The organism is Parafrankia sp. Ea1.12 (assembly GCF_900465275.1).
Taxonomy (GTDB): domain Bacteria; phylum Actinomycetota; class Actinomycetes; order Frankiales; family Frankiaceae; genus Parafrankia; species Parafrankia soli.
On the sequence record NZ_UBIZ01000361.1, the window covers coordinates 1 to 26,158 of the forward strand.

Here is a 26,158-nt window from a genome sequence, read left to right on the forward strand (position 1 = left end):
GGGTGGATGAGGGGGACGGGGTGGGCATGGGCACTCCTCGGGTGAGGTGCTCCCGCCTTTGCCGATGGGGGCGCGCCATCCGTGGTGCGTTCGCCATGATGTCGCCATGACGGTGGAGACGGTCAGCCTGCGCCTCGGCCGCGGCGGGAACGGGGTCGGGAACGAGAACCGGGGCTGCGCGGACGCCCCTGGCGGCACCGTTCCGGTGAGCGTCGCGGCGCCCGCTTCGGCAGTGTCGCCGCGTGGCGGGGTCATCGTCATCCCCGACGCACGCGGAATCACGAACTATGTGCTCTCGGTGTGCGAGCAGCTGTGCGCCGAAGGCTGGCTCGCGCTGACGCCGCACCTCTACCACCGGGACGGCCTGACCGAGGTGCCGGTGGCCGAGGGTTCGTCGAAGATGCTGACGCTGACCGCGGCCGGCATCGCCGCCGACGTGGACGCCTGCCTGGAACACCTGGCCACGGTGGGGCTCCCGCCGTCCCGGGCCGCGATCATCGGGTTCTGCATGGGCGGCACGGCGGCGTTCCTCACCTCCGTGCGGCACCGCCTCGGCGCCGCGGTCTCCTTCTACGGCGGCGCGGTCAGCACCCCGTACTGGACGGGCGCCCCGCCGCTGCTGGACGTCGCGGACCAGCTGCGCACGCCGTGGCTGGGGCTGTACGGGGAGAACGACACCTGGGTCACGCCGGACGAGATCCGGTCGCTGCGCGCCGCTGCCGCACGGGCGCCGGTGCCGACCGAGCTGATCAGCTATCCAGGCGCCCAGCACGCCTTCCACACACCCGAGCGGCCCTCCACCCACAACCCGGTGGCCGCCCGCGACGCATGGGCCCGGATGCTCCGCTGGCTGGAAACCCACGTAGCCACAACCTGAGCCACGCCGCCGGCGCCCTGCCGGGGGTGCCGGGCGGTGGGGTCAGAGCGGTGGCGTCAGAGTGGTGGGGTCAGGCCGTCGAGGAGCTCGAGGGCGACGAGGTCGTCGTAGGTCTCGCGGCGGCGGATGAGATCCGCCCGGCCGCCGCGGACGAGAACCTCGGCCGGCCGGAGCTGGCTGTTGTAGTTACTCGTCATAGTCATTCCGTAGGCACCCGCACTGAAGATCGCGATGAGATCCCCGGAAACCATCGCCGGCAGGGCCCGGCCTTTTGCCAGATAGTCGCTCGACTCGCAGATCGGGCCGACCACGTCGTAGTCGACGAGGTCATCGATCGACTGCTGGTCCCGTGAGCGGGGAACGGTGCCGTTCACCGGAGTCACCGGCCACATGAAGTGGTAGCTGTCGTACATCGCCGCGCGGACTATATGGGTCATCCCGGCGTCGATCACGACGAGCTCGCGGTCGCCCGCGCGCTTGCGGTAACGGACGGTGGCGAGCAGGATGCCGGCGTTGGCCGCGATCGTCCGGCCCGGTTCGAAGACGACCTGCCCGCCGCGGTCGACGAAGCCCTGCAGCCGGGGGCAGATCGCCTCCGCGAAGTCGTCCCAGCCCGGGGCGCTGCCCTCGGTGTACTCGGCGGGGAAGCCGCCGCCCACGTTGAGGGTGGTGACGCTGTGCCCGTCGGCCTCGAGACCGGCGGTGAGCGCCAGGATGCGGTCGAGCGCCGTCGCGTAGACCCCCGGGTCGAAGATGGGGCTGCCGATGTGCACGTGGAAGCCCTCGGCGCGCAGGAATTCGTCGGTGGAGGCGGCCCGGAACAGCGCCGCGGCCCGTTCGATGTCGACCCCGAACTTGGCGCCGCGGATGGCGGTGGTGGTCCGGGCGGGGGTGCGCATGTCCGGCGCGATGTCGGGGTTCACCCGGATCGCCAGGCGCGGCCGGCGGTCCTCCTCGCGCGCGACGCGCGCCAGCAGCTCGACCTCGGCCTCGGACTCGACGTTGATGCAGCGGATGTCGTGGCGGACCGCGGCGCGCAGCTCGTCGACGGACTTGCCCACCCCGGCCAGCACGATCCGCTCCGGGTCGACCCCGGCGACCAGCGCGCGGTGCAGCTCCCCGCCACTCACCGTGTCGATGCCGGCGCCCTGCCCGGCGAGCAGCCGGAGCAGGTGAACATTGCTCAGCGCTTTCGCGGAGAAACAGATGAGCGGGTTGATCGACTCGAACGCCTTCGCGAACCGCACATAGTGATCGACGAGGGTCGCCGCAGAGTAGACATAGGTCGGCGTACCGAATTTTTCGGCCACCTCGCGTAGCTCTGTCTGCTCACACCACAACGTGCCGTCGCGATAGGAGAACTCGTCCATCTGCATCCTCACCGTGATGGCCAGCGCCAGCCTGCCCGGCCCTTATCACCGGTCTCGGTGGTAAAGGCTCATTGAAGGCTACGGTACAGACCGCTCGCTTCCCCCTCGTGGATCTGCCGGTAGTGCCTGTGGACCTTCCGGCAGCGCTCGGCGGGCTCCGGTGTGCCGCCGTCGATCCGGCGGCGGGCGGGCCGACGGCTGTCCGCCGCCGGCCCGTCGCCGGGTGTGGGACGCCCGGCGCGGGAGGCCGGGCGTCGGGGTCGGCTGCGCGACCGGCGTGTTCCCAAGGTCGAACTCGTGCTGAACGTGAGTTTTCCGGTGTTCGCCCGCTGCGCGAACAGTTCGTGACGCCGGCCCGGCTGCTTCGCCGGCGGGGGCGAAACGCCCTGGTAGGGCGATATGAAGAGGCGCGTGCAGTCCACGGGCGGCAGGTCCGGGGGACTCCGGACGGCGCAGGGGAGATCTCGTGGGGCAAGTGGGACGTTCGGATCGCCGTCGGCGGACTGCTCGGGCGTCGGCCGCGGTCGTGACCGCGGCCCCGGCGGAGCCGTCGCCCGCCGCGAAGTAGTCCCGCCGACAAGCGGGCCCGCCGCAAACCGGCAGACCACCGGCCAGCCGGGATTCATCGGCGGGCCATTGCGGCCACCTGACGTCCGATTCCGGCCGCGTGGGCGGCTGGAACTCCACAACAGAGCAGAAAGGGGTACCGATGTCGGGTACTGGGGGGAAGACCGCGGCGCGCAGAGCGACCCGCGTGTCGGCGGTCGTGGGTTCGGCGGTCATGGGCATCGCGCTGGCGGTGCCGTTCGCGGTCGCCGTCGGACCGGCGGTGTCGGCGGCGGCACCGGCGGTGTCCGCGGGCGGGGACGCGGCCAGGGGGGCCGGGCCGGCCGGATCGGCCGTGCCGACGGTGCTGTCCACCGCGACGCTGCCCGACATCCCGTTGGCCGACTTCTCCAACGGGCTGATCCGAGGATCGGTCGACACCGACCGCGGGGTCGACCTCGGCGGGATCGGCAGCGACCTGTTCCCGGCCGGCCGCCCGAACGAGTTCTGGACGATCACTGACCGGGGCCCGAACGGGCAGATCAAGATCGACGGCAAGAACCGGCGGACCTTCCCGGTGCCCGGCTTCGACCCGGCCATCGTGCGGGTCCGGGCCGACGGCTCGACGATCAAGGTGCTGGACGCGCTGCCGATCACCACCGCGCACGGCAGGCCGGTCACCGGGCTGTCGAACATCAACGGCTTCGACGAGACCCCGTACACCTGGGACGCTCAGACCCCGCTCCCGTTCAACCCGAACGGTCTGGACACCGAGGGCCTGATCCGCACCCGGTCCGGTGAGTTCTGGCTGGTGGACGAGTACAGCCCGTCGCTGCTGCGGGTGAGCGCGCGCGGCCAGGTCCTGGCCCGCTACATCCCCGCCGGCGTCAGTCTGACCGGGGCTGACTACCCGGTCGTCGCCTCGCTGCCGGGCGTCCTCGGCGGGCGCAAGATCAACCGTGGCTTCGAGGGCATCGCGCTGGCTCCGGACGGGCGCACGCTGTACCTCGCAGTGCAGAGCCCGCTGCAGCTGCCCGACGCCGACACCGGAAACGCCTCGCGCAACGTGCGGATCTTCCGGTTCGACACCGCCAGCCGCAAGGTGACCGGCGAGTACGTCTACCGCTTCGAGGACGTCGCCACCTTCGACCCGGACGCCGACGGTGACCCGTCCGAGATGAAGATCTCCTCGCTCGCCGCCGTGGACGGTAACACCCTGCTGGTCAACGAGCGGACCGACGCCGTCTCCCGGCTCTACAGCGTCGACCTGCGCCGGGCGACGAACATCCTCGGCAGCCGGTGGGACCGCACGGCGACCGCTCCGTCCCTCGAGTCGCTCGCCGACCCGGCGACGGCCGGCGTCACCGTGTTGCCGAAGCGTCTCGCTGTCGATCTCGAAGGTGTTGCGGGCATGCCGGACAAAATTGAGGGCATTGCGATCGTTGATCGACGGACGATCGCCGTCGCGAACGACAACGACTTCGGGCTCGGATCGTTCAACGAGGCCGGCCAGCTCGTGGATTCGGGTGTCGAGAGCAAGATTCTCCAGCTGCGGCTGAACCGACCGCTCGGCTGATTCCGGGCCTCGCCCGAGGCTCCGTTTCCGGGCCTGCTCCCAGCTCCGACCCGTTCGCCGCCCGTCGGTAGGTGGTCCTCGGCCGTAACACGCCGGCTACCTTTCATGCCCGACTGGCAGACGCTCCACCCGCTCCCACGGAAGCCTCTACGGTTCCACTATCCCAGTCGGGGGCGGGCGGCGACGAGGTCGGCGGCTCCTGGCGCCCCGCCCGTCGGCACACCTGCCCTGTGCGCCGGCGTGAATGCGGTAGATCCAGTACAGCGCAGGCCATCTAGCGAAACGGAGCGGTCATCGATGGGTGGAGAAGACGGCACCGTCTGCCCCCGGACAGGCGCGGCCACCGTGTCTGCGGCCGGCTCGGCCGAGGTCCTCACATCAACGCGATCCCAATGGGAGATGGCCGGCACTCTCCCGGGCTTCTCCGCTCGCCGCGGGTCCCGCGAATCATGAGCGGCCGGCACAGCGCCCGGCGCCGGGCCACCCGACGTCCCCACGTGCGCCGCGTCGACCGGGCCTACCGCGTCTACCGGGCCCACGTCGCCGACCGGGCATATCTCGCCGAGCGCGCGGACGTCGCCGACCGCAGGTCGGCGTTCCTCGCCACCACCGCGAGCCTGGCCGTGATCGTCGCCGCCTTCGGAATGCTGGGCCTGATGGCCCTCGGTACCGCGGCGTGACCGGCCCCCTGCCCGCGGGCCGGTGCGCCGGCGGCGTCGCGCCGCGGCGGCTGGAACGACCCAGGGAATCCCCCCGCCCGCGTCCGCGAATCCGGGCGAGCGTGCCGCTTACCCGCGGCTGCCTGATGCCGTCGGGGGTTCCCGCCCGACGTCGCGGGGGTGGTGCCCGCGAGATCTGAACCGTACTGCCCACGATCCAGCGGGGTGATGATCGGCGTAGTGCGGATCATCACCCCGCCGGGTGAGTGGCTCAGGCTTTGGCGGGCAGCTCGACCTCGTCCGGGAGGAGATCCGCGGCGTTCTTCGCCGCGATGCTCCGCACGGCGTCGACGTCCCGCGGGAGCACGTACCCGCCGTCGACCGTGCGGTCGAGCGCTCCCGTTCCTACGAGTAACCAGCCCGGGACCGCCGCACGGACTGTTTCCGGTGCGGGTGCGGGTGCGGGTGTCAGCGGGCGGCGCCGGTGTTCGCGGTGGGGACGGCTTCGTCGCGGGCGGCCACCATCGCGCCGCGGTTGACCTTCGTCGCCTCGCTGCGGGGGATGGCGTCCACCAGCTCGACCGTCTTGGGGACCTTGTAGGGGGCGAGCCGGCTCTTCGCGTAGCTGATGACCTCGCTCGCGGTGGGCGGCGCCGCGGGGTCGGCCGGTTCGATCACGGCGTGCACCCGGCGGCCCCACTCGGGGTCGCGCAGGCCGATGACCACGACGTCGGCGATCTTGGGATGGTCGATGAGTGCGGCCTCGACCTCGGCGGGGAAGACGTTGGCGCCGCCACTGATGATCATATCGACGCGGCGGTCCACCAGGTGGAGGTAGCCGTTGCCGTCGAGGTAGCCGAGGTCGCCGGCGCTCTGGAAACCGTCCGCGGTCCGGTGCAGCTTCGGGGCGGCGCCGAGATAGTGGGAGCTGGTGTCGGAGCCCGGTGTCCGCAGGTAGATCTCGCCGATCTCGCCGGTGGGCAGCTCCTTGTCGTCGGCGTCGAGGATGCGCACCTCGGTTCCCCGGATCCCGCGGCCCACGCTGCCCTGGTGCTCCATCCACTCGTCGCCGCGCAGCGCGGTGAGGCCGAGGCCCTCGGTCATGCCGTAGACCATGTGGATCTTCTCGGCGCCGACCAGGCCGGCCCAGCGGTGCACCAGCGACGGCGGCATCGGCGCCGCGCCCTGCGTGAACCACCGGATGCTCGACAGGTCACGCCCGTCCACGCCGGGCAGGTCGGCGATGCGTTGCAGCATCGTCGGCGTGGCGGTGAAGGTGGTGATCCGGTGGCGCTCGATGACGTCGACGACGCGGGCCGCGTCGAACTTCTCCATCACCACCAGGTGGTCGCCACCGAGCAGGTTGTAGAGCGTGGTCAGCCCGTTGGCGTGGTACATCGGGGCCAGCACGAGCACCGTCTGCGGGCGCGGTACGGGGCCCCAGCTCTCAGCGAGCGGCGTGGCCATCCGCGCGACGTAGACGGACGGCCGGTCACTCACGATGACCTTGGGTGTGCCGGTGGAGCCGCTGCTGCAGATGCCGTGGATCTGCGGCGAGGTCGCGTCGGGCAGGTCGGGCACGTCGAGGCGCTCGGTCGAGTCGATCCACGCGAGGTCCTCGCCGCCGAGATAGACCCGGGGTTCGATGACCTCCTTGAGCCGGCCCAGCTCCCACTCCGGCACGTCCCAGCGCACCGGTATCGGCACCGCGCCGAGCTTCCACGCCGCGAACACGGCCAGAACGAACTGCGGCGAGTTGCGCAGTCCGAGCCCGAGGTGCTCGCCGAAGCCCAGGCCGCGCTCGGCCAGCGCACCGGCGAGCTGGCTGGAGCGTCGGTCGAGCTCGCGCCAGGTGAAGGCGGGCTCCCCGCCGTCGAGCGCGATGTGGCGCAGGGCCAGATCGTCGGGGCGCTCGGCGGCTAACTGCCGGATGCGCCGAGCACTGCTGACCTGTTCTTCCACGGCATGCTCCTCTGACCGGTCCTGGCAGCGGCGTGTCACGGGGGGACGTCGGTGGGACGTCGGATGGGGAGAGCCCCCGGCGCGTTCGCCGGCCCGGGGCATGGCGGCGCGCTGAGAGAGTTCAGCTGGTTCACGCGGGGGGTCGGAGCGTCGCACGGAGACCGCCGGGGGCCGCTCGGGGCACCGGGCCATGGCTGTCTCAGGCACGGCATTTGGCGGGTGAATGCATGCTTGCAACCCAGATGTGCGAAGTCAACCTCTAGTTTTTCGACACCGATGGACTTCCCAAAGACGAGAGTGTCGTTCTACAGTGACGCCGGACACGGTGGCGACGGAGCCGGCGCGACGGAGATGGGGTGGCCGATGGAGGACAGCGCTTCGGAGGGCGCGTTCAAGGGCGTGCGGGTCGTCGAGCTCGCCCAGTGGGTCTTCGTGCCCGTGGCCGGCGCGCTCCTGGCTGACTGGGGCGCGGACGTCATCAGGGTCGAGCGCCCGGAGGGCGACCCGTACCGGGCGCTGGCGACCCAGGGGATCGGGACCGACGGCGGCGGGGTGAACCTCTCGGTCGCCCTGGCCAACCGGGGCAAGCGCTCGGTCGCGCTCGACCTGCGCGGCGAGCAGGGCAAGGCGATCCTCCACAAGATGCTGGAGACGGCGGACGTCTTCCTCACCAACTTCCGGCCGGGCGCGCTGCGCCGGCTGGGGCTCGACGCCGACGAGCTCACCCGCCGGTACCCCCGGTTGGTCTACGCCCGCGGGCACGGCTTCGGCGCCCGCGGGCCTGACGCCGACCATCCCGGCTACGACTCCTCGGCGTTCTGGGCCCGCGGCGGGATGGGGTACACGCTGACCCCCGAGGAGCGGGAGTACCCGATCAGCCAGCGGGGCGCGATGGGCGACCGCAACGGCGCGATGGCGCTGGCCTTCGGCATCGCCGCCGCCCTGCTGGGGCGCACCCGCACCGGGCGGGGCACGGTCGTCGACGTCTCCCTGCTCGCGACGGCCATGTGGACGCTGTCCTCCGACCTCCTCGTCGCGCTGACCGGGCAGGCCCCGCGCATCTCCAGCGGCCCCGGTGACGGCCCGAACCCGCTCGTGGGCGCCTACCGGACGAAGGACGGCCGGCACATCCAGCTGGTGTTCCTCGAGTCCGACCGCTACTGGGCGCCGTTCTGCGAGCTGATCGGGCGCGGTGACCTCGTCGCCGACCCGCGGTTCGCCGACCTGCGGGCCCGCGGCGAGAACCGGGTCGCCTGCCGGGCCGAGCTCGAGGCGGCGTTCGCGACCCGGACCTTCGAGGAGTGGAAGGACCTGCTCGCGGGCATCGACGCGCCGTGGGCCCCGGTGCAGTCCGTCCTGGAGCTGGTAGACGACCCGCAGGTGGTGGCGAACGGCTACGTCGGCGAGGTGCAGCTCGACGGCGGCGGCTCCTACCGATTACCAACTGTCCCCGTCCAGTTCGACTCCCAGCCCCCCGTGCCCCGGCGGGCCCCGGAGCACGGCGAGCACACCGAGTCCGTACTGCTCGAGCTCGGCTACACCTGGGAAGAGATAGCCGCCCTCACCGAGGCCGGAGCGATCCCGTGACGGCCGGCCCCGCGGCGGCGTCCGCACCGGCCGGCCCGGCGGCGGCGTCCGGCTCGGCGGCGGCGCCCGAGCCGACGCGGCCGGTACCGGCGCCGGACGAGCGTTCGGCGCCGTACTGGGCGGCCGCGGCGCGGCACGTCCTCACTGTCGCCCGCTGCGCCCGCTGCTCCACCTACGTCGTGCCGCCGGACCACACCTGCCCGCACTGCGGCAGCACCGATCCCGGGTTCGCCTTCGAGCCGGTGAGCGGCAGGGGCACCGTGCGCTCCTGGACCGTGGTCCGCCAGTCGTTCCTGCCCGGCTTCCGCGGCGAAGTGCCCTTCCTCCTCGTCGACGTCGAGCTCGCGGAACAGCCTGAGCTGCGCGTCATCGGCCGGCTCCTGGACGGCCCCGACACCACCCTGCGCATCGGCGCACCGGTGGCGGTGGCCTTCGAGGACGTCGCCGACGGCGTCTCCGTCCCCGCGTTCGCCCTGGCCGAGCCGAGCGCCACTGGCCCCGGCGAGGTGCGGTCGTGAGCGCGCGGCCGGGCTCCAAGGGCCGGGTGGCAATCGTCGGCTACGCGCACAGCGACGTCACCCGGCACGCGGGACGTCCGCTCGGCGCGCTCGCCGTCGACACGGCACGTGCGGCGATCGCCGACGCCGGTCTCACCGCCGGGCAGGTCGACGGGTTCGTCACCTCGGCGCTGTTCCCGACCGCCGGCGCGCACGCGGCCGAGGACGGGGTCAGCCTGGTCTCCGCCGACTGGCTGGCCCAGCGTCTCGGCGGCTCGCCGCGGTACGTGGCCGGCTTCCAGGGCATCGGCCAGATCCCCGGCTCGGTGGCGCTGGCGGTGAACGCCGTGGCGAGCGGCGCGGCCGACTACGTGGTGATGCACCGCGCGCTGCACAACCCGAAGGGGAGCTACCACGCCAACCCGATGCGGACCGCCGGCGGCGCGCAGCAGTGGACGGTGCCGCAGGGCTTCTTCGGCCCGCTGTCGATGATCGCCCTGCCCTACAACGAGTACCTCCAGCGTTACGGTGCCAGCCGGGAGACGACGGCGGCCGTGGTCGCCGAGGCGCGCAAGAACGGCGCGCGCATCCTGTGGTCGTACTGGCACGACCGGCCGCTGACGACCGAGGAGTACCTGGCCGCGCCGCTGCTGAGCGACCCGATCTGCCGCTACGACTGCGACATCCCGGTCGACGGCGTCGCCGCCTTCGTCTTCACCTCGGCCGAGCGGGCCCGTGACCTGCCGCACCGCCCGGTGTACGTCGCCGGCCAGGCCTCCTCGGCGCCTCCTCGGCGCCGCCTGCCGCTGCACTGGCCGCTCGACGACATCATGGCCGGCGGCACCGCGCTGGCGAAGCGACTGTGGGAACAGTCCGGGGTGAGCCCCGCGGACGTCGACCTGCCGCAGGTCTACGACGGCTTCTCGCCGTTCGTCTACTTCTGGCTCGAGGTCCTCGGCCTGTGCCCGGTCGGTGAGGCGCACCGCTTCGTGCTGGACGGCGGGATCGACAGCGACCGCCCCGGCGCGCTGCCGGCGCTCTCCGGCGGCGGGGCCCTGGGCAACGGGCGGATGCATGGCATCCCGCAGATGCTCGAGTGCTACCTGCAGCTCGCCGGCCGGGCCGGGGAGCGCCAGCGCGAACGGGCGACCGTGGGCGTCGCCTGCGCGTCCTCGCCGCACTTCGGTGGCGCGGTCGTCTACAGCACCGCGCCCCGCTGACCCTGGCCTGCTGGCCCGGCCTGCTGACCCCGGCCTGCCGCACCTGAACCAGTCACCCGACGCCCCGTGTGGGCATGTGCACCGAGAAGGGAACGAGCCCGTGGCAGCGATCATCGCGGAGCGCCGCTCGTACGTGGCCGGCACCTGGGTCGAGGGCGACGAGGTCTTCGCCGTCGAGAACCCGGCCGACGAGACCTCGGTGGCCGACGTGGCGGCCACCCCCCTGCCCGAGATCGAGCGCGCGATCACCGAGGCCCGCCGCTCCTTCGACGAGGGCGTGTGGGCGGACCGCCCGCCGGCCGAGCGGGCGAAGGTGCTGGGCGCGTTCCTCGACTACTTCCAGTCCGCGCGGGCCGAGCTCGTCGCCACCATGGTCGCCGAGGCGGGCCAGCCCACCGGGTTCGCCGAGCGGGCGCAGTTCGGCGCCGGCCTCGGCCTGGCCCGCGGCACCATCGACCTCTACCTGTCGATGTCGCACGAGGAGGCCAACCCGGTACCGCTGGACGACCTCGTCCGGGCCGGGGCGAGCCTGAGCTTCCGCCGGCACGAGCCCGTCGGCGTCGTCACCGCGATCACCCCCTACAACGGGGCGATCATCATGGCGATGCAGAAGATCATCCCAGCGCTGATCGCCGGGAACTCGGTGATCCTGCGGCCCAGCCCGCTCACCCCGCTGTCGTCGCTGGTCTTCGGCGCGGCGGCGGAGGCGGCCGGGCTGCCGCCGGGCGTGCTCAGCGTGGTGGTGGAGGCCGGCGCCGCCGGTGCCGAGCTGCTGACCACCCACCGGGCCGTCGACATGGTCTCGTTCACCGGCTCGACCGTGGTCGGCCGGCAGATCCTCGCCCAGGCCGCCCCGACGGTGAAGCGGGTCGCCCTCGAACTGGGCGGCAAGTCGGCCCAGATCTACCTGCCCGACGCCGTCGGGAGGGCCACCGCCGGGGCCGTCGCGGTCGTCGCCGCCACCGCCGGCCAGGCGTGCGTCGCCGCCACCCGGATGCTGGTGCCGCGCGAGCGCAAGGACGAGGTCCTCGACGCGGTGTCGCGAGCCTACGGCGCCCTCACCGTCGGCCCGCCCACAGACCCGTCGGCGAAGCTCGGGCCGGTCATCAGCGCCGGCCAGCGCGACCGGTGCGAGCGCTTCGTCCGGCTGGCCGAGGAGAACGGCGGGAAGGTCGTCACCGGCGGCGGGCGGCCCGCCGGGCTGGAGCGCGGCTACTACTTCGAGCCGACCGTGCTCGACCTCCCCGACAACGCCAACCCGGCGGCCCAGGAGGAGATCTTCGGGCCGGTGATCAGTGTCCTGGGCTACCGGGACCTCGACGACGCCGTGCGGATCGCCAACGACAGCGACTACGGGCTGTCCGGCCAGGTCTACGGCGCCGACGTCGCCGCGGCGGTGGGCGTCGCCCGCCGGCTGCGGACCGGGGCGGTCAACGTCAACACCGCCGTGTTCAGCGCCTACGCGCCGGGCGGCGGCTACAAGCACAGCGGCCTCGGCCGCGAGCGCGGGCCGGACGGCATCCGCGCCTTCCAGGAAGTCAAGCACCTCGCCATCGGCGAGCTCCGCTGAGCTCGCTCCCGGACCGGAGGGAACCACTGATGACGTCATCACTGCCGCTGGACTGGCTGATCTCCGTCGACGACCACGTCCTGGAGCCGCCGAACCTGTGGACCGACCGGCTCCCCGCCAAGGACCACGACCGGGCCCCCCACATGGTGATCGACGACAAGGGAATGGACTGCTGGGTCTACGACGGCAAGCGTTTCCCGAGCTCCGGGCTGAGCGCCGTCGCCGGCAAGGAGAAGGAGGAGTTCAGCCCCGAGCCCCTCTCCTACGCCGAGATGCGGCCCGGCTGTTACGACGCGCGGGCCCGCCTGGAGGACATGGACCGGGCCGGCATCCTGGCCTCGCTGTGCTTCCCGACGGTGACCCGGTTCTGCGGGCAGATGTTCTCCGAGGCGAGCGACCGCGAGTTCGGCCTGGTGTGCCTGAAGATCTACAACGACTGGATGATCGAGGAGTGGTGCGGCAGCGCTCCCGGCCGCTACATCCCGCTCACCCTCATCCCGCTGTGGGACCCGCAGCTCGCGGTGAAGGAGCTGGAGCGCTGCGCGGCGAAGGGGTCCACCACCTTCGCCTTCTCGGAGAACCCGGCCCCGCTGGGCCTGCCGACCATCCACGACCGCGACGGGTACTGGGAGCCGGTGATGGCTGCCGCGAACGACCTGGAGATGGTCGCGTCGATGCACGTCGGCTCCTCGTCGCAGGTGCCGAAGATCGCTCCCGACGCGCCGTTCATGGCGAACCTGACCTGGGGCGCGATGCGTACCTCGGGCGCCATGCTCTCCTGGCTGTTCAGCGGGATGTTCCAGCGGTACCCGAAGCTGAAGATCGCGCTCTCCGAGGGCGAGATCGGCTGGATGCCGTACTACCTGGAGCGCGCCGAGCAGGTGATCGACAAGCAGCGCCACTGGGTCAAGCGTGGTGTCCGCTTCAACGAGCACGCCGGGGCGGACGCCCTGGACCTGGACACCCTCGACATCCGCGCCAGCTTCCGTGAGCACGTGTTCGGCTGCTTCATCGACGACGCGCACGGCATCGCCAGCATCGACGAGATCGGCGAGGACAACATCATGTGCGAGACGGACTACCCGCACTCCGACTCGACCTGGCCGAACTGCATCGACGTCGTGAAGAACCGGATCGGCCACCTGTCGGAGGAGGTCCAGTACAAGATCCTGCGCGGCAACGCCGAGCGGCTGTACCGGTTCACGCCGGCCGAGCCGCCTGTGCTCGCGAAGGCCTGACATGGCAGGGCGGGCACCGCTCGCGGTCGTCGACCGCGAGCGGTGCATCGGCAGCGGCATGTGCGTGGACTACGCGCCGGGCACCTTCACCCAGGACGAGCAGGCCAAGGCGGTCGTCCTCGCCGAGGCCGACGACCCGGCCGACGTGGTGGGCATCGCCGTCGAGTCGTGCCCGACCGGCGCGCTGCGCCTGGCGCACGACGCGGGCCTGGCGCAGGACACAGGCCTGGCGCAGGACGGAACAGGAGCGTGACGAGCATGATGCTCGACGGCAAGATCGCCGTGGTGATGGGTGCCGGCTCAGGGGTCGGCCGCGCCTCGGCACTGCGGTTCGCCGAGGAGGGCGCCCGGGTGCTGTGCGCCGACATCCGGCCCGAGGGGATCAAGGAGACGGCGGCCGCGATCGAGGCGGCCGGCGGCACCGCGGCGGCAGCCGAGTGCGACGTCTCGAAGGAGGCCGACGTGGCCGCCGCGATCGAGGCGGCCGTGGCGCAGTTCGGCCGGATCGACATCGTCTTCAACAACGTCGGCGTCCCGACCCCGCGGCTGGGCGCGAAGCTGGAGGACCACACCGCCGAGGATTTCCAGCGGCTGGTCGCGGTCAACTTCGGGGGCGTGTTCAACGGCTGCAAGCAGGCCGTCCTGCAGTTCAAGCGGCAGGGCGGGGGCGGGGCGATCCTCAACACCGGGTCGGTCGCCGGCCTCGTCGCCTGGGGCGGCTCCGTCTACGGCGCCACCAAGGGCGCGGTGCACCAGCTGACCCGCGCGGTGGCCATCGAGGGCGCGCCGTTCGGCATCCGGGCGAACGCGATCTGCCCGGCCGGGATGCCGCACACCAACTTCATGGCCGCCGGCGGGCTCACCATCTCGGGGGACGCCCGGGAGAAAATGGTGGAGAACGTCGGGGCCACCCATCCGCTCGGCCGCCCGATCACGGCCGAGGACTGCGCCGAGGCCGCCGTCTACCTGGTCTCCGACCGCGCGCTCAACATCACCGGTGTGCTGCTGCCGGTCGACGGCGGATACGTGGCCAGGTGACCCGATGAGCACGACGGCCACTCTCGACCGCGAGCGGGTCCGGCAGCTGTTCGACCTGCGCAGCAGCTACAACGTGCACATGGGCGGCGGCTACCGGGAGGACCCGTACCCGGTCTGGCACCGGCTGCGCGAGCAGGCCCCGGTGCACCCGGGGATCGTCCACGAGCTGACCGGCTTCGACGGCCCGGCGATGTTCTCCGGTCTGCCGTACCCCGACCGCCCGCACTTCTCCGCCTTCAGCTACGCCGCGTGCGACGCCGCCTACCGCGATCCCGAGGTGTTCGCGTCGGCGGCCGGGCCGGTGGATCCCAACAACGGCCCGTACGGCGCGACGAACAGCATGCTGTCGATGGGCGGGAGGCAGCACCGCCGGTACCGGGGGCTCGTACAGCCCTCGTTCGTGCCGGGCAAGGCGAAATGGTGGATCAGCAACTGGATCGAGGAGACCGTCGACCTGCTCGTCGACGGGTTCGTCGACGCGGGGCGGGCCGAGCTGAACGTGGACTTCTGCGCGGCCATCCCGGTGCTCACGATCACCAGCAGCTTCGGCGTGCCCGTCGACCAGGCGCTCGACATCCGTGCCGCGCTGACCAGGCCCGACGAGATCGTGCGGATGCTCGAGCCGATCGTCGCCGCCCGGCGTGCGGACCCGCAGGACGACCTGATCAGCATCCTCGTGCAGGCCGAGATGACCGACGAGAACGGGGTCACGCACCGGCTCACCGACGCCGAGATCCACTCCTTCTCGGTGCTGCTGCTGACCGCCGGCTCCGGCACCACCTGGAAGCAGATGGGCATCACGCTCACCGCGCTGCTGCAGCACCCCGAGGCGCTGGCCGCGGTGCGCGCCGACCGCTCGCTGCTCCGGCCGGCGATCGAGGAGTCGCTGCGGTGGTCACCCACCGACCCGATGTTCTCCCGCTGGGTGACCGAGGACGTCGACTTCTTCGGCGTGCACATGCCGGCCGGGTCGGTGCTGCACCTGTGCATCGGCGCGGCCAACCGCGACCCGGCCCGCTGGGACCGCCCGGACGAGTACGACATCACCCGCGCCCTGCGGCCGTCCTTCGCCTTCGGCGGGGGCGCCCACGTCTGCCTGGGCATGCACGTGGCCCGCGCCGAGATGCGGGTCGGGATCGGGGCGCTGCTCGACCGGCTCCCCGACCTGCGCCTCGACCCCGACCGCGAGGCACCCCGCTTCATCGGCATGTACGAGCGAGGCGCGACCGAGATCCCCGTCGTCTTCGGGTGACCCCGAGACCTCGGGGGTGAGGAGACATCCCATGAGCGAGACCGGCTACACCGCCCCGGACCTGAGTCTGCGCGGGGCCGAGCACATCGCGCGTTACCGGGAGACCGACGGTGAGGTCGGCTACCTCTGGAACGGTGTGCCGACCCTGCTGCTGACCACGGTCGGCCGGCAGTCAGGCGAGAAGCGCACCTCCGCCCTGATCTTCGCGCGGGACGGGGACGACTACCTCGTCGTGGCGTCCACCGGCGGAGCGCCGAAACACCCGGCCTGGTACTGGAACCTGACGGCGCATCCCGAGGCCGAGATCCAGGTCCGTGGCCTGCACCTGCCGGTGGTGGGCCGGACGGCGTCCGAGGACGAGAAGCCTCGGCTCTGGAAGATCGTGACCGCGAGCTGGCCCAACTACGACGTGTACCAGACCCGCACGGACCGGGTCATCCCGGTCGTCGTCCTCACCCCGTCCTGAGAAGCCGGCCTGCTGCCGCGATCGCGATGAAAGGAGCAGTACGGATGAGCGTCGCACCGGTCTTCTCCAAGGGCCGCGACCTCGACGCCACGGTCGAGGTCCTGCGCCCGTGGCTCGCGGCCCGATTAGGCGTCGACGACGTCACGCTGGGCGAGCTGACCTATCCGACCGGGGCCGGGGTCTCCAACGAGACGATCCTGCTCGAAGCCCGCTCGGCGGGCCGCGTCGACGACCTGGTCCTGCGGATCGGGCCCAGGCCCGAACACCAGATGTTCCTCGACCCCCGGTTCCGGATGCAGTACGACCTGCTGGCCGCCCTGCGCCGCAACGGCTCGGTGCGCGTCCCGGAGACGCTGTGGTTCGAGGACGACGCCGCGCTGCTCGGGCAGCCGTTCTTCGTGATGCGCCGGATGCGCGGCCGGGTGCCGGTCAGCATGCCGGTCTACAACAAGACGGGGTGGCTGACGGAGGCGACACCCGCCCAGCGGCGGACCCTGTGGGAGAGCGCGATGCGCCAGTTCGCCGCCATCCACATGATGCCTGTGGACGAGGTGGGCTTCGTCGACCTCGCCGAGCTGGGCAGCACCGGCCCCGAGCAGCAGCTCACCTACTGGAACCGCTTCGCGGCGTGGGCGCTCGAGGACGAGGTGCCCGATGCCGTGCGCACCCTGTTCGAGTGGCTGGCCGCGAACCGGCCCGCCGAGCCCGTGCCGGGCCTGTCCTGGGGCGACGCCCGGATCGGCAACATGATGTTCGGCGACGACTTCGAGGTCGTCGGCGTCATGGACTGGGAACAGGCGTCGCTGGCCGGCCCGATGGCCGATCTCGGCTGGTGGCTGCACTTCGACGAGATCCACAGCTCCTTCCAGGGCGTGCCGCGCCTCGACGGCCTCGGCACCCGGCAGGAGACCATCGACCTCTGGGAGGAGCTGACCGGCCGGCGGGTCGAGAACCTGCTCTGGCACGAGGTCTTCGCCTGCGTCAAAACGGCCCTGCTCGGCCTGCACACCCGTCGGTCGATGCGGCTCCCGCTGGCGGGCAGGTCGGAGCGCGGCCCCTACCTGGAACGCGCCTACCGCCTGCTCGACCTCGACCCGGAGGAACTGTCATGAGCATCCCGGGCGGCCCCGCGCCATGGGACGAGGAGGTCGTGCGATCGCCCGAGTGGCTCACCGCGGTACTGGGTGAGTCGTGGCCCGGGGCGGTCGTCACCGGCACGACGGTGACGCAGCGGCTGCAGACCGTCGCGACGAAGGTGCGCTTCCAGGTCGAGTACGCGCAGGCGGTCGACGGCGCGCCGGCGGCGCTGTGCGCCAAGGGGTACTTCAACCCCGCCGTGCGCGGGCGAGGCACCCGCGTCGAGGCCGACTTCTACCGGCAGTGGGCCTCCACCCTGCCGGTGCGGACCCCGCCGTGCGTGCACGCCGCGGTCGACGAGGAGACGAACCACGCGCTCGTCCTGATGGAGGACCTGGTCGAGGCCGGTGCCACCTTCCTCGACCCGCTCGTGGGCTACGACGCCGAACAGGCCACCGGCACGCTCGACCAGCTCGCGGCGCTGCACGCGGCGACCTGGCAGGACAAGGGCGAGCTGACGGCCGCGTTCCCGCCCCGGCTCGCGTCGCTCGCCCGGGTCCTGGCGCCCGAGCAGCTCCAGAGCCAGCTCGACGACGGCCGGGTGCCGGCGGTGCCGGATGACGTCCGCCGCGCGGACCGGCTGCTGGCGGCGATGGGCAGACTGGCCGGGATCAGTGACCAGCCGCGCTGTCTCGTCCACGGAGACCTGCACACCGGCAACGTCTACGAGCTGGCCGACGGTTCCCCGGGGCTCATCGACTGGCAGGTCGCCCAGCACGGCGTGTGGGCGTTGGACGTCGGCTACCACCTGGCGGCGGTCCTGGACCCCGATGAGCGGGCCCGCTCGGAGCGTGACCTGCTCGACCACTACCTCGGCCGGCTGGCCGCACACGGCGTCACCCCGCCCGCGCGCGACGACGCCTGGTGGGCGTACCGGGCTCACCTGCCGTACGGCTTCTACCTGTGGGCGATCACCCGGGCGGTGGACCGCCCGATCGTCGAGCACCTGACCGCCCGACTCGGCCTCGCCGTGGCCCAGCACGGGAGCCTGGACCTGCTCGGAGTCTGACAGCCGCCCGTCTCCGGCGCCCACCCGTGGCTGCTGGAGACGGGCGTGCCCGCGTTCGGGGCCGGGCTGTGGGGCTGGTGTCTACCGCGCGGCCTGTGGCAGCGGTCGCTTCCGCGCGGCCGCGGGAGCCTGCTGCGGCAGGACAGTCTGAACGGCGGGAGTCGCCGATTCCGGCGGCGGATGCGTCCGGGCCGGCTCGGCGGGCTGCTCCGCCTCCGGGCTGCCGCCGAGGGCTGCCAGGCAGAAGGACCACAGGTAGTCGCCGATCGACTCGGCCGTCTCGTCCGTTCTGGCGAACGCATAGTGGTGGTAGACGGAGGTCACCAGTCGGGCGACCACCGTGGCGTCGCGCTCGATGTGCCGCGGGGCGAGCAGGCCGGCCTCCTGCGCCGCGGTCAGCTCACGAGCGACCAGGTCGGCGAACGGCCGGGTCGCGTGCGCCAGCTCCTCCGGGTACAGCTGGTGCAGGCGCCAGTGCTCGGTGGGGATGAACCGGGCCCCGGCACCCTCCCAGCCCGGCGCGTTCAGCGACGACACCGCGGACCGCACGTAGTGGCGCAGCCGGGCGACCGGGCCCGGCAGGTGCTGCGCGGACGCCTCGTAGCGCGCGGTCTGGTTGGCGATGATGTCCTCGATGACGGCCAGCAGCAGCTGATCCTTGCCGGTGAAATGCCGGTAGAAGGTCTGCGTCGCGATGCCGGCTTCCTTCACGAGCTCCTGCGTCGTGAAGCGGGCGCCGTTGAGCAGGATGAGCCGCTCGGCGGCCTCGACGATGACCTTCGCCTGCCGCATGCTGCGCGATCTCGAACGCTGGACCGACGGCGAGCGGTCGGCGGCGCGTTCGGCCCAGGACACTCTCCGACGTTACCAGTGTCGGCGTTCACACCGTTCGTCCCCGAGGGATCTCCGTGCGCACCGCACCTGTATTCCCGCCCGCCCGGTCCGCCCCTGTCGCGACCGGACCGCAGCCGGAGCGCGACCGACCACGACCGGGCCGGACTCGGGGCCATGGTGGCGCAGGTCACACCGGTATTCGTCGTTTGTGTGGGCTTGGCCGGGTGACTAAGACTGTCTTCTGGAAAGTGCCAGTGGACGCCGTGCCTGTGAACGCGACGAGGAGATCTACGACAGTGGCCGAATTATACTGGGATCCCTTCGACGAGGTGATCGACGTCAATCCGTACCCGCTCTGGAAGCGGATGCGTGACGAGGAGCCCGTCTACCGCAACGACAAGTTCGACTTCTACGTGCTTTCCCGGCACGCCGACATCGACGCCGCCCACGTCAACGCGGACACCTACAGCTCCGCGCACGGCACGATCCTGGAGATCATGACGCCGGAGCCGATGCCGCCCGGCTTCATGATTTTCACGGATGCCCCGGCCCACCACCTGCTGCGGTCGCTGGTGTCCCGCGCCTTCACCCCGCGCCGGATCGCCGCGCTCGAGGAGCACATCCGCGTCCTGTGCGCGGAGATGCTCGACCCGCAGATCGGCGCGGGCGGGTTCGACTACATCAGTGACTTCGCCGCGCAGCTCCCCTCGAAGGTGATCTCCCAGCTGATCGGGGTCGACCCGGCAGACCGGGAGGAGGTCCGCAGGACCATCGACCTGACCTTCCACATCGAGGAGGGCGTCGGGATGGTCAACGAGACCTCCCACGCCGCCACGATCAAGCTGCGCACCTACTTCGCCGGGCTGATCGAGGACCGCCGCAGGTCGCCGCGTGACGACATGATCACCGGTCTCGCCGAGGCCGAGGTCACCGACGGGAACGGCGAGCGCCGCAGGCTGACCACGCCGGAGGCGGCGTCGGTCACGAACGAGATCGTCAGCGCCGGGACGGAGACCGTCGCCCGGCTGCTCGGCTGGGCGTGTGTGCTGCTCGAGGCCCATCCCGACCAGCGGGCCGAGCTGGCCGCCGACCCGTCGCTGTTGTCGAACGCCGTCGAGGAGACGTTGCGGTACGAGGCGCCGTCCCCGGTGCAGGGCCGCATGCTCAAGAACGACGTCGAGCTGCACGGGACGACGATCCCGACGGGCGCGAAGGTTCTGCTGCTCACCGGATCGGCCGGCCGGGACGGGCGCAAGTACACCGACCCGGACCGTTACGACATCCACCGTAAGTTCGACGGCCACGTGGCGTTCGGCCGCGGCGCCCACTTCTGCCTGGGCGCGGCGCTGGCCCGGATGGAGGGCCGGATCGGGATCGAGGAGACCCTGCGCCGCTTCCCGAACTACCAGGTCGACCACGACAGCGCGGTGCGGCTGCACACCAGCACCGTGCGCGGGTACGAGCACCTGCCGCTCGTCGTCTGAGCGTCGTCCCGGTCCGGGAGGCCACGTCAGGGATCCTCCCGGACCGGGGTGGAGCCGGCGGGCTCAGGTGACGGGCTCAGGCGGGTGGTGGCGGCGGCTGGCTGAAGCCGGCGATGAGAGCGGTGATGTCCTCGGTGACGACGTCGGCGAACGACCGCGGCGCGTAAGCGCCGGCCGCCCAGTGGCGGGCGCCCTCGCTGACCAGCGACTGCGCCAGCCGAGCCAGCCGCGCCGCGTCGACGTGACCGGGCAGCGCGCCGTCCGCCACCGCGCGGTCGAACAGGTCACCGAAGATCAGCGGGGCCGGCTCCGGGGGCACCTCGCCGGCCAGCGCCCGGTGCTCGTGTCGGTAGCTCTCGAGGATGGTCTCGATGATCAGCTCGGGCGGGTTGCGCCGCATCGACCGCTCGAGGCCGCCCAGCGTCGCCGCGACGACGGCGGTGACGTCGTACGGCCCGCGCAGCAGCTCGTGCGCGGTGCGGCGGGCGCCGCGGGTGGAGAGCACACCGATCTCAAGGAGGACGTCCTCCTTGCGCGGGAAGTAGAAGTAGAACAGCCCCTTGGAGACCCCGGCCGCCCGGCAGATGTCGGCGACCGTGGTCGCCGTGTAGCCGTTCGCGCGCCACAGCGCCACAGCCGCCTGCACCAGGGCACGTTTCGTCTCGTGCGAGCGCGCCTGCTGGTAGGAGGCCCGGCGCTGACTGCGGTCAGCGCCCGTGCCGGCTGCTCCGGTGGGCACAGATCAATTCTACCGGCCCAGTTCCAGCGGCGATGAGAACAGATGAGAACAGTTGACGCATTTCCGCCGGCACGGCTAGCGTTCCCCCGCGTCGCGGGACTGGCCGCTGTTGCGGAGCTCGGTCCCGGTCAACCCAAGCCCGCGGGTCCGGCCGGAGCCGCGTCAGACCCGAGGAGCGGACCGTGACCACCTCGCCCACCACCCCGCCCACCGCCGTCAACCCGGACGTCCTGCCCGGCGTTGCGCGCCAGATCGGCTACATCGTCCGCGACCTCGACGAGGCGATCGCCTCCTGGCTGAGCCTGGGCGTCGGCCCCTGGTACGTGCTGCGGGAGCACCCGCAGGCGGGGCTCTTCCGCGGCAAGGACTGCGAGGTGACCATGTCGGTCGCCTTCTCCAACACCGGCGACATGCAGGTCGAGCTGATCCAGCAGCACGGTGACGCGCCCAGCATCTACACCGAGTTCCTCGAGTCCGGGAAGGAGGGCTTCCACCAGCTCGCCTGGTGGGCCCCGGACTTCGACGCCACCATGAGCTCGATCGAGGCCGCGGGCTGGCCGATCGTCTGGACCGGCGGCGGTGACGGCGCGACCCGTTACGCCTACTTCGAGCCGCCCGCCGGCCCGGCCACCATCATCGAGATCATGGAGCTGAACCCGGCCACGGAGGGCATGGCCAAGTTCGTCCGCGCCGCCACCGAGGGCTGGGACGGCACCGACCCCGTCCGCACCCTCGGCGTCTGAACACATCCCGAGTGGGAGATCATCGTCCCGGTGCGGCGATCTCCCACTGGCTGTGGTGAGGGTGGTGCCCGGGGTCCGAACTGTCCCGAGCGGGAGATCACTTCACCAGGGTGGCGATCTTCCGCTGGGCCGCGGTGAGGGTGGTGCCGGGGTCGGCTCCTGTCATGATTGCGACCACCTCGTCGTTCAGCGCGTCGTGGACCTCGCCGCCGCGCTCACCGCCCCAGGTCGGCGCCTGGACGAGATCCGGAATCAGCGCGTCGAACTGGGTCAGCTCCGGGAACTCCCGGTAGAACGGCGCGAGCTGCCTGCGGGCCTCGGTGTCGACCGGCAGGAAGCTGAACGCCTCGGTGCCGGCGGCGATCACGTCCGGGGCGAGCAGCGCGACGACCAGCTCGGTGGCCATCTCCCGCTGGCAGCGGTCCGTCGACAGTACGGACAGCCCGTTGCCGCCCGCGACGGGGTGCTGAGTGCCCCCGGGCAGGGTCGGGAACGGGGCGACACCCACCTTGAAGCCCTGCGCGCCCTGATCATGGACGTAGCGGAGCCCCGCGGCCAGCGACGGCAGGGTGACCGCGCTGATCGCCGTCTCTTGCCGGATGCCGAAGCGCAACAGGCCCTGCGTGGTCGGGTCGCTCGACTGTGTTCCGTAGGTGCCCACCTTGGCCAGGAACGCGGCGGCCTCGCGGACGGCCGGGCTGGTCAGGTCGGGCTGGCCGTCCGCCTTCATCGCGGGGGTGTTCTTCGAGCTGGCCAGCGTGGTCAGGTACCACTGGGCGAACCCGCCCGTCGGCAGGTCGATCGGCTGGATCTGCTGACCGGAGTTCCTGATCCGCTCGGCCGCGGCGAGCACCCCCGTGGTCGTGCCCAGCGTCTTCGGGTCGACCCCGGCCTTCGCCAGGACGTCCGCGTTGTAGACGAGTGCGAGCGTGGACACCTGCTGCGGCACCGCGACGAGCCGGCCGCCGTACTCGCCGAGCGGCAGGAACCGCTGGTCGTAGGACGCCCGCAGCAACCGGGGTGACAGCGGCTGCGCGCCGAGCTTGTCGGCGAAGGTCGGCAGCAGGTCGAAGCCGGCGACCGCGACGTCCGCCGGGCGCCCGGCGGCCCGGTCCGCGCTGATCTGCTGGACGAGCTGGGGGTAGCCGGTCGCGTCGGCCGTGAGCTCGACGGTCAGGCCGGGATGGGCCTTCTCCATGTACGCCTTGCCCGACTTCGCCGCGTCGTTGAGCGACCCCAGGGCGAACATCCGCAGCGTCTTCACCGCGGCGGCGCACTCCGGCGACGCCTTCGCGCCGGCGACGTCGTCCACGTTCGCGGTCGCCGGCCGTGCCGTCGGGCGCAGGCTCTCGGCCGGATCGGTGGCCGCGCCGGAGCCGCCGCCGCAGCCCGCGAGCAGGCCGACCGTGACCGTCCCGGCGAGCAGCGCGCCCAGCGGCCCGGCGCGGCGTGGGGACGAGCCGGCCCGGCGGGTGCCCGGGCCGCGCGGGTCCAGGTGCCGTGGGCGGGGTTCTGACACGTTCCCGAGCATCGTCGCTCCCTTCGGTGGGCATGCCCTCGGTCCGCTGCGGGTGCCCGGTTTCCGTCGGTGACAGCATCGCCCCGGACCGGGCCGAAAGCCCAGGCCGCCACCCGACAGGGGTGCCCCTACCGGCGCGCTCAGCCGGGGAGGACCCGCAGCCCGCAGGGCGGCTCGGCGAGGTAGACCTGGTCGGGGCCGCCGGCGTCCAGGGTGATTACCGGGTTGTCCGGGCTGGCGGTGCCGAAGTTGAGCAGCCGGCCGTCGGTGGCCGAGTGGAGCTCGAGGGCGCAGTCCTCGCTGCCGCTGAAGTCGACGACCTTGACGGTGACCGTGCCCTCGGTGTGAAAGGCCTCGGTGTCACCGGTGTACGAGGTTGTCGCGAACGGCAGCGACGCGTCACCCGCGGTCTCCAGGCCCTGGACCACACAGCCCGGGTTGTTCACCCCGAGGCGGAACGTCCCGACCTGCGAGACCTGGTAGATCTTCTCCCCGTAGACGTCGGTGATCGAGCGGCTGTCGCCCGTCGCGGTGTCGGTGACGGTGATCGTGCAGCCGGTGTCGTCGCCGCCCTGGATCTCGTCGGAGATCCGCAGCCGCCATGGCGCGTCGGCGGTGAAGTCGGCGGTGAGGGTGGTGTCGGACGTGCCGTCGTCGCCGCCGGAGGTCAGCAGGACGGCCGCCGTCCCGCCCGCGGCCAGCACGACCACGCCCGCCGCGAGCGCGATGACCAACCGGCGCCGCCTGCGCCGTCCCGGCTGTGGCTGCTGCGGCGTCGACTGGCCGGGCCGTGCCTGGTCGGACGTCGCCTGGCCTGGCGTTGACTGACCAGGCGTCGGCTGACCGGGTGCCGGGTCGTCCTCGTCGCCTGTCGGCGGGATGGTCGCCGACCACGGCGGTGTCGTCGCCACCACCGGCCGGGTCTGCAGGAACCGGGTGGCCGAGCCGTCGGCGCCGTCGGGCAGCGAACCCACCAGCTCGGTGAACAGGGCCTCGGCGGTGGGCCGGTCCGCCGGCTCGCGGGCCAGCGCGCTGGATACGAGCTGGCGTAGCCCCGGCGTGATCCGTCCGAGGCCGGTGGACGGCTCGGCCGCCAGCACCCGGTGCAGCACCGCCGCGCCGGGCCCGGTGCCGAACGGCGCCTCGCCGGTCGCGGCGAAGCACAGCAGCGCGCCCCAGGCGAAGATGTCGGCGGCGGGGGTCGCCTCCGTGCCGGAGACCTGCTCCGGGGCGTGCCAGCCGGGAGTGCCGACGAACTGTCCGCGGAGGGTGATCGCCGTGGCGTCGGCCGCCGCGGCGATGCCGAAGTCGATGACCTTCGGCCCGTGCGCCGTCCACAGGACGTTCGACGGCTTGAGATCCCGGTGGATCATCCCGGCCGCGTGGATCGAGACCAGTGCGTCGGCGAGCCCGGCCGCGAGCACCGTCTGCTCGTCCGGGCCGAGCGGGCCGTGTAACCGGACGTGGGCCGACAGGCTCGGCGCGTCGACGAGCTCGGTCGCCAGCCAGGGCCGGTCGGCGTCCAGCTCGAAGTCGACCAGGCGGACGGTGTGCGCGCCGCCCACCCGGAAGCAGGCCTGGACCTCGCGCTGGAACCGGCGGCGGAAGTCCGGGTCGTCCGCGAGCTCCTCACGGACGAGCTTCACCGCGACCCGGCCGAACGGGCCCTCGGCCAGGTAGACCACGCCCATGCCACCGGCACCGAGACGGCCGAGCACCCTGTGCCGTCCCAGCGAGACGGGGTCACTCGATCGCGGTGGCTGAACCTCGACGCCGTTTGTGCTCACGGTCCGCGTACCCCCCAAAGCCCAGACCAGGCCACCGTCCGGATTCCCGGCACGATTCGAGCGAATCGTACTGCGACACATATATCCGCAGGTGGGACGGCATTGATTTTCGTAGGACGCGGCCCACACTGCGGATATCGCCCTGTTCCCGCACGTCCGCCCGGAGGCCCTCGTGGAGCGCTCTCTCACCCCCCACCGCCTCAGTCCGCACCGCCTCGGCCCCCGCTGTCGCTCGCGGCGTGTCATCCGTCCCGGGACGGGCGGGGCCGCCGTGCTGGCGGTCCTGCTGGGTGCCGCCCTCACCACGCTCGCCGCGTGCGGCGACGGCACGGGCGGATCGGGGCCGGACGGGGCGCCGGCACCGCGCACCAGCGCGGCGGTCTCGTCCGGCCCGGCCGGCACGTCCCCGTCAGCCGGCCCCGCCGGCACCCCCGGATCGGGCGGTCCGTCCGGATCGGTCGGGGCGGCGGCCCCGTCGACCTGGACGACCCGCGAGGTGCGCGCTGAGCACCAGGTCACGCCGCCGGCGCGGCTGGTCGCGCTGCGCGCCGCGCGCAACGTGCAGGGGGGCGCCGCCTACAACCGGCTCGTGCTCGAGTTCGCCGGCGGCCTACCCGGCTACACAGCGGGCTATGTCGACCAGGTGTTCCGTCCCGGCTCGGGGGCGCCGCTGCCGCTGCGCGGCCCGGTCACCTTCGAGATCGTCGTCACCCCGGCCGTGGCGCACGGCGACGCGGGGGAGTCCACGCTGACCACCCCCCAGTTCGGGGGTGAGCTGTCCGGCCCGATCAGCTACGCGCTCGCCGGTGACTACGAGGGCTACGTGCACATCGGCGTGGGGCTCGGCTCCCGGGTCGGCTTCCGCGTCGTCGAGCTGCGTGACCCCGCCCGGCTGGCGATCGACTTCGCGGGCTGATCACCCGAGGTCGGTCCCGGGCGGTGTGGTGGTCGGCCGGGGCACGACGGTCGGGGAGGGGAGCGGCGGCGGCGTGCCGTCCGGCGGTGCCGTCCGCGGTGGTCCGGTCGGTGGTGGCCCGGTCGGCGGGGG

General features: G+C 72.3%; 23 protein-coding genes. 17 read left to right on the forward strand and 6 right to left on the reverse strand.

What is annotated here, in order from left to right; translation table 11 throughout:
- The first annotated feature begins 106 nt into the window (after positions 1 to 106).
- Positions 107 to 877, forward strand: coding sequence for a dienelactone hydrolase family protein (locus tag FMEAI12_RS20005; protein WP_112107307.1), 771 nt, complete (start codon positions 107 to 109; stop codon positions 875 to 877).
- 56 nt (positions 878 to 933) lie between these two features.
- Here FMEAI12_RS20005 and lysA read toward each other — a convergent pair whose 3' ends face one another.
- Entirely contained in the window at positions 934 to 2,247 is a 1,314-nt protein-coding gene (gene lysA, locus FMEAI12_RS20010; RefSeq protein ID WP_071060001.1) for a diaminopimelate decarboxylase, read from the reverse strand.
- Positions 2,248 to 2,956: 709 nt separating this feature from the next.
- Between lysA and FMEAI12_RS20020 the strand changes: the two genes are divergently transcribed.
- Together FMEAI12_RS20020 and FMEAI12_RS20025 are read left to right on the forward strand one after the other, a co-directional pair.
- Positions 2,957 to 4,369: an esterase-like activity of phytase family protein gene (locus tag FMEAI12_RS20020; protein WP_200835343.1), complete on the forward strand. Its 1,413-nt coding sequence runs from the start codon at positions 2,957 to 2,959 to the stop codon at positions 4,367 to 4,369.
- A 449-nt stretch (positions 4,370 to 4,818) separates the two neighbouring features.
- Positions 4,819 to 5,049: a hypothetical protein gene (locus FMEAI12_RS20025; RefSeq protein WP_071060003.1), complete on the forward strand. Its 231-nt coding sequence runs from the start codon at positions 4,819 to 4,821 to the stop codon at positions 5,047 to 5,049.
- 447 nt (positions 5,050 to 5,496) lie between these two features.
- Here FMEAI12_RS20025 and FMEAI12_RS20030 read toward each other — a convergent pair whose 3' ends face one another.
- Positions 5,497 to 6,990: a class I adenylate-forming enzyme family protein gene (locus FMEAI12_RS20030; RefSeq protein ID WP_112107311.1), complete on the reverse strand. Its 1,494-nt coding sequence runs from the start codon at positions 6,988 to 6,990 to the stop codon at positions 5,497 to 5,499.
- 363 nt (positions 6,991 to 7,353) lie between these two features.
- Between FMEAI12_RS20030 and FMEAI12_RS20035 the strand changes: the two genes are divergently transcribed.
- The 11 genes from FMEAI12_RS20035 to FMEAI12_RS20085 all read left to right on the forward strand — a co-directional run bounded on the left by FMEAI12_RS20035 (position 7,354) and on the right by FMEAI12_RS20085 (position 18,004).
- Entirely contained in the window at positions 7,354 to 8,577 is a 1,224-nt protein-coding gene (locus FMEAI12_RS20035) for a CaiB/BaiF CoA-transferase family protein (RefSeq protein ID WP_041255379.1), read from the forward strand.
- A complete protein-coding gene (locus FMEAI12_RS20040; protein ID WP_112107314.1) occupies positions 8,574 to 9,095 on the forward strand; it encodes a Zn-ribbon domain-containing OB-fold protein in 522 nt (173 codons plus the stop codon). The genes FMEAI12_RS20035 and FMEAI12_RS20040 overlap by 4 nt, the downstream gene beginning before the upstream one ends.
- Positions 9,092 to 10,294 carry a thiolase family protein gene (locus FMEAI12_RS20045; protein ID WP_112107316.1) on the forward strand — a complete coding sequence of 401 codons (1,203 nt, stop codon included), beginning with the start codon at positions 9,092 to 9,094 and terminating at the stop codon, positions 10,292 to 10,294. The genes FMEAI12_RS20040 and FMEAI12_RS20045 overlap by 4 nt, the downstream gene beginning before the upstream one ends.
- A 100-nt stretch (positions 10,295 to 10,394) precedes the next feature.
- On the forward strand, positions 10,395 to 11,864 hold the full coding sequence (locus FMEAI12_RS20050) for an aldehyde dehydrogenase family protein (RefSeq protein WP_112107318.1): 1,470 nt from the start codon (positions 10,395 to 10,397) through the stop codon (positions 11,862 to 11,864).
- 29 nt (positions 11,865 to 11,893) lie between these two features.
- A complete protein-coding gene (locus tag FMEAI12_RS20055) occupies positions 11,894 to 13,102 on the forward strand; it encodes an amidohydrolase family protein (protein WP_071060008.1) in 1,209 nt (402 codons plus the stop codon).
- A 1-nt stretch (position 13,103) separates the two neighbouring features.
- Positions 13,104 to 13,355 carry a ferredoxin gene (locus FMEAI12_RS20060; protein ID WP_112107321.1) on the forward strand — a complete coding sequence of 84 codons (252 nt, stop codon included), beginning with the start codon at positions 13,104 to 13,106 and terminating at the stop codon, positions 13,353 to 13,355.
- 5 nt (positions 13,356 to 13,360) lie between these two features.
- A complete protein-coding gene (locus tag FMEAI12_RS20065; RefSeq protein ID WP_071060074.1) occupies positions 13,361 to 14,140 on the forward strand; it encodes an SDR family NAD(P)-dependent oxidoreductase in 780 nt (259 codons plus the stop codon).
- 4 nt (positions 14,141 to 14,144) lie between these two features.
- Positions 14,145 to 15,392: a cytochrome P450 gene (locus tag FMEAI12_RS20070; protein ID WP_112107323.1), complete on the forward strand. Its 1,248-nt coding sequence runs from the start codon at positions 14,145 to 14,147 to the stop codon at positions 15,390 to 15,392.
- A gap of 31 nt (positions 15,393 to 15,423) precedes the next feature.
- Positions 15,424 to 15,858, forward strand: coding sequence for a nitroreductase family deazaflavin-dependent oxidoreductase (locus tag FMEAI12_RS20075; protein WP_071060011.1), 435 nt, complete (start codon positions 15,424 to 15,426; stop codon positions 15,856 to 15,858).
- A 44-nt stretch (positions 15,859 to 15,902) separates the two neighbouring features.
- A complete protein-coding gene (locus tag FMEAI12_RS20080; protein ID WP_112107325.1) occupies positions 15,903 to 16,970 on the forward strand; it encodes a phosphotransferase family protein in 1,068 nt (355 codons plus the stop codon).
- The gene (locus FMEAI12_RS20085) at positions 16,967 to 18,004 is read left to right on the forward strand and encodes a phosphotransferase (RefSeq protein ID WP_112107327.1); all 1,038 of its coding nucleotides are present in this window, start codon (positions 16,967 to 16,969) and stop codon (positions 18,002 to 18,004) included. Before FMEAI12_RS20080 ends, FMEAI12_RS20085 begins: the two co-directional genes overlap by 4 nt.
- Before the next feature lie 81 nt (positions 18,005 to 18,085).
- Here FMEAI12_RS20085 and FMEAI12_RS20090 read toward each other — a convergent pair whose 3' ends face one another.
- Positions 18,086 to 18,796 (reverse strand): TetR/AcrR family transcriptional regulator, encoded by a 711-nt coding sequence (locus FMEAI12_RS20090; protein WP_112107339.1) that lies wholly within the window; start codon positions 18,794 to 18,796, stop codon positions 18,086 to 18,088.
- 338 nt (positions 18,797 to 19,134) lie between these two features.
- On the opposite strand from FMEAI12_RS20090, the gene FMEAI12_RS20095 reads away from it, so the two are divergent.
- The gene (locus FMEAI12_RS20095) at positions 19,135 to 20,322 is read left to right on the forward strand and encodes a cytochrome P450 (protein ID WP_200835344.1); all 1,188 of its coding nucleotides are present in this window, start codon (positions 19,135 to 19,137) and stop codon (positions 20,320 to 20,322) included.
- A 76-nt stretch (positions 20,323 to 20,398) separates the two neighbouring features.
- On the opposite strand, the gene FMEAI12_RS20100 is transcribed toward FMEAI12_RS20095, so the two are convergent.
- Entirely contained in the window at positions 20,399 to 21,061 is a 663-nt protein-coding gene (locus FMEAI12_RS20100) for a TetR/AcrR family transcriptional regulator (RefSeq protein ID WP_112107329.1), read from the reverse strand.
- A gap of 182 nt (positions 21,062 to 21,243) precedes the next feature.
- Here FMEAI12_RS20100 and FMEAI12_RS20105 point away from each other — a divergent pair, with 182 nt between their 5' ends.
- Positions 21,244 to 21,804 (forward strand): VOC family protein, encoded by a 561-nt coding sequence (locus FMEAI12_RS20105; protein ID WP_071060015.1) that lies wholly within the window; start codon positions 21,244 to 21,246, stop codon positions 21,802 to 21,804.
- Positions 21,805 to 21,901: 97 nt separating this feature from the next.
- On the opposite strand, the gene FMEAI12_RS20110 is transcribed toward FMEAI12_RS20105, so the two are convergent.
- Both FMEAI12_RS20110 and FMEAI12_RS20115 read right to left on the reverse strand, forming a co-directional pair.
- A complete protein-coding gene (locus tag FMEAI12_RS20110) occupies positions 21,902 to 23,335 on the reverse strand; it encodes an extracellular solute-binding protein (RefSeq protein WP_235014227.1) in 1,434 nt (477 codons plus the stop codon).
- A 128-nt stretch (positions 23,336 to 23,463) separates the two neighbouring features.
- Positions 23,464 to 25,110: a serine/threonine-protein kinase gene (locus tag FMEAI12_RS20115; RefSeq protein ID WP_112107331.1), complete on the reverse strand. Its 1,647-nt coding sequence runs from the start codon at positions 25,108 to 25,110 to the stop codon at positions 23,464 to 23,466.
- Positions 25,111 to 25,381: 271 nt separating this feature from the next.
- On the opposite strand from FMEAI12_RS20115, the gene FMEAI12_RS20120 reads away from it, so the two are divergent.
- The gene (locus FMEAI12_RS20120; protein WP_112107334.1) at positions 25,382 to 26,026 is read left to right on the forward strand and encodes a hypothetical protein; all 645 of its coding nucleotides are present in this window, start codon (positions 25,382 to 25,384) and stop codon (positions 26,024 to 26,026) included.
- The last annotated feature ends 132 nt before the right edge of the window (positions 26,027 to 26,158 follow it).

Coding starts and splice junctions, on each gene's coding strand:
- FMEAI12_RS20005 (WP_112107307.1), top strand. CDS start 107: ATGACGGTGGAGACGGTCAGCCTGCGCCTCGGCCGCGGCGGGAACGGG.
- lysA (WP_071060001.1), bottom strand. CDS start 2,247: ATGGACGAGTTCTCCTATCGCGACGGCACGTTGTGGTGTGAGCAGACA.
- FMEAI12_RS20020 (WP_200835343.1), top strand. CDS start 2,957: ATGTCGGGTACTGGGGGGAAGACCGCGGCGCGCAGAGCGACCCGCGTG.
- FMEAI12_RS20025 (WP_071060003.1), top strand. CDS start 4,819: ATGAGCGGCCGGCACAGCGCCCGGCGCCGGGCCACCCGACGTCCCCAC.
- FMEAI12_RS20035 (WP_041255379.1), top strand. CDS start 7,354: ATGGAGGACAGCGCTTCGGAGGGCGCGTTCAAGGGCGTGCGGGTCGTC.
- FMEAI12_RS20055 (WP_071060008.1), top strand. CDS start 11,894: ATGACGTCATCACTGCCGCTGGACTGGCTGATCTCCGTCGACGACCAC.
- FMEAI12_RS20060 (WP_112107321.1), top strand. CDS start 13,104: ATGGCAGGGCGGGCACCGCTCGCGGTCGTCGACCGCGAGCGGTGCATC.
- FMEAI12_RS20065 (WP_071060074.1), top strand. CDS start 13,361: ATGATGCTCGACGGCAAGATCGCCGTGGTGATGGGTGCCGGCTCAGGG.
- FMEAI12_RS20070 (WP_112107323.1), top strand. CDS start 14,145: ATGAGCACGACGGCCACTCTCGACCGCGAGCGGGTCCGGCAGCTGTTC.
- FMEAI12_RS20075 (WP_071060011.1), top strand. CDS start 15,424: ATGAGCGAGACCGGCTACACCGCCCCGGACCTGAGTCTGCGCGGGGCC.
- FMEAI12_RS20080 (WP_112107325.1), top strand. CDS start 15,903: ATGAGCGTCGCACCGGTCTTCTCCAAGGGCCGCGACCTCGACGCCACG.
- FMEAI12_RS20085 (WP_112107327.1), top strand. CDS start 16,967: ATGAGCATCCCGGGCGGCCCCGCGCCATGGGACGAGGAGGTCGTGCGA.
- FMEAI12_RS20090 (WP_112107339.1), bottom strand. CDS start 18,796: ATGCGGCAGGCGAAGGTCATCGTCGAGGCCGCCGAGCGGCTCATCCTG.
- FMEAI12_RS20110 (WP_235014227.1), bottom strand. CDS start 23,335: ATGCTCGGGAACGTGTCAGAACCCCGCCCACGGCACCTGGACCCGCGC.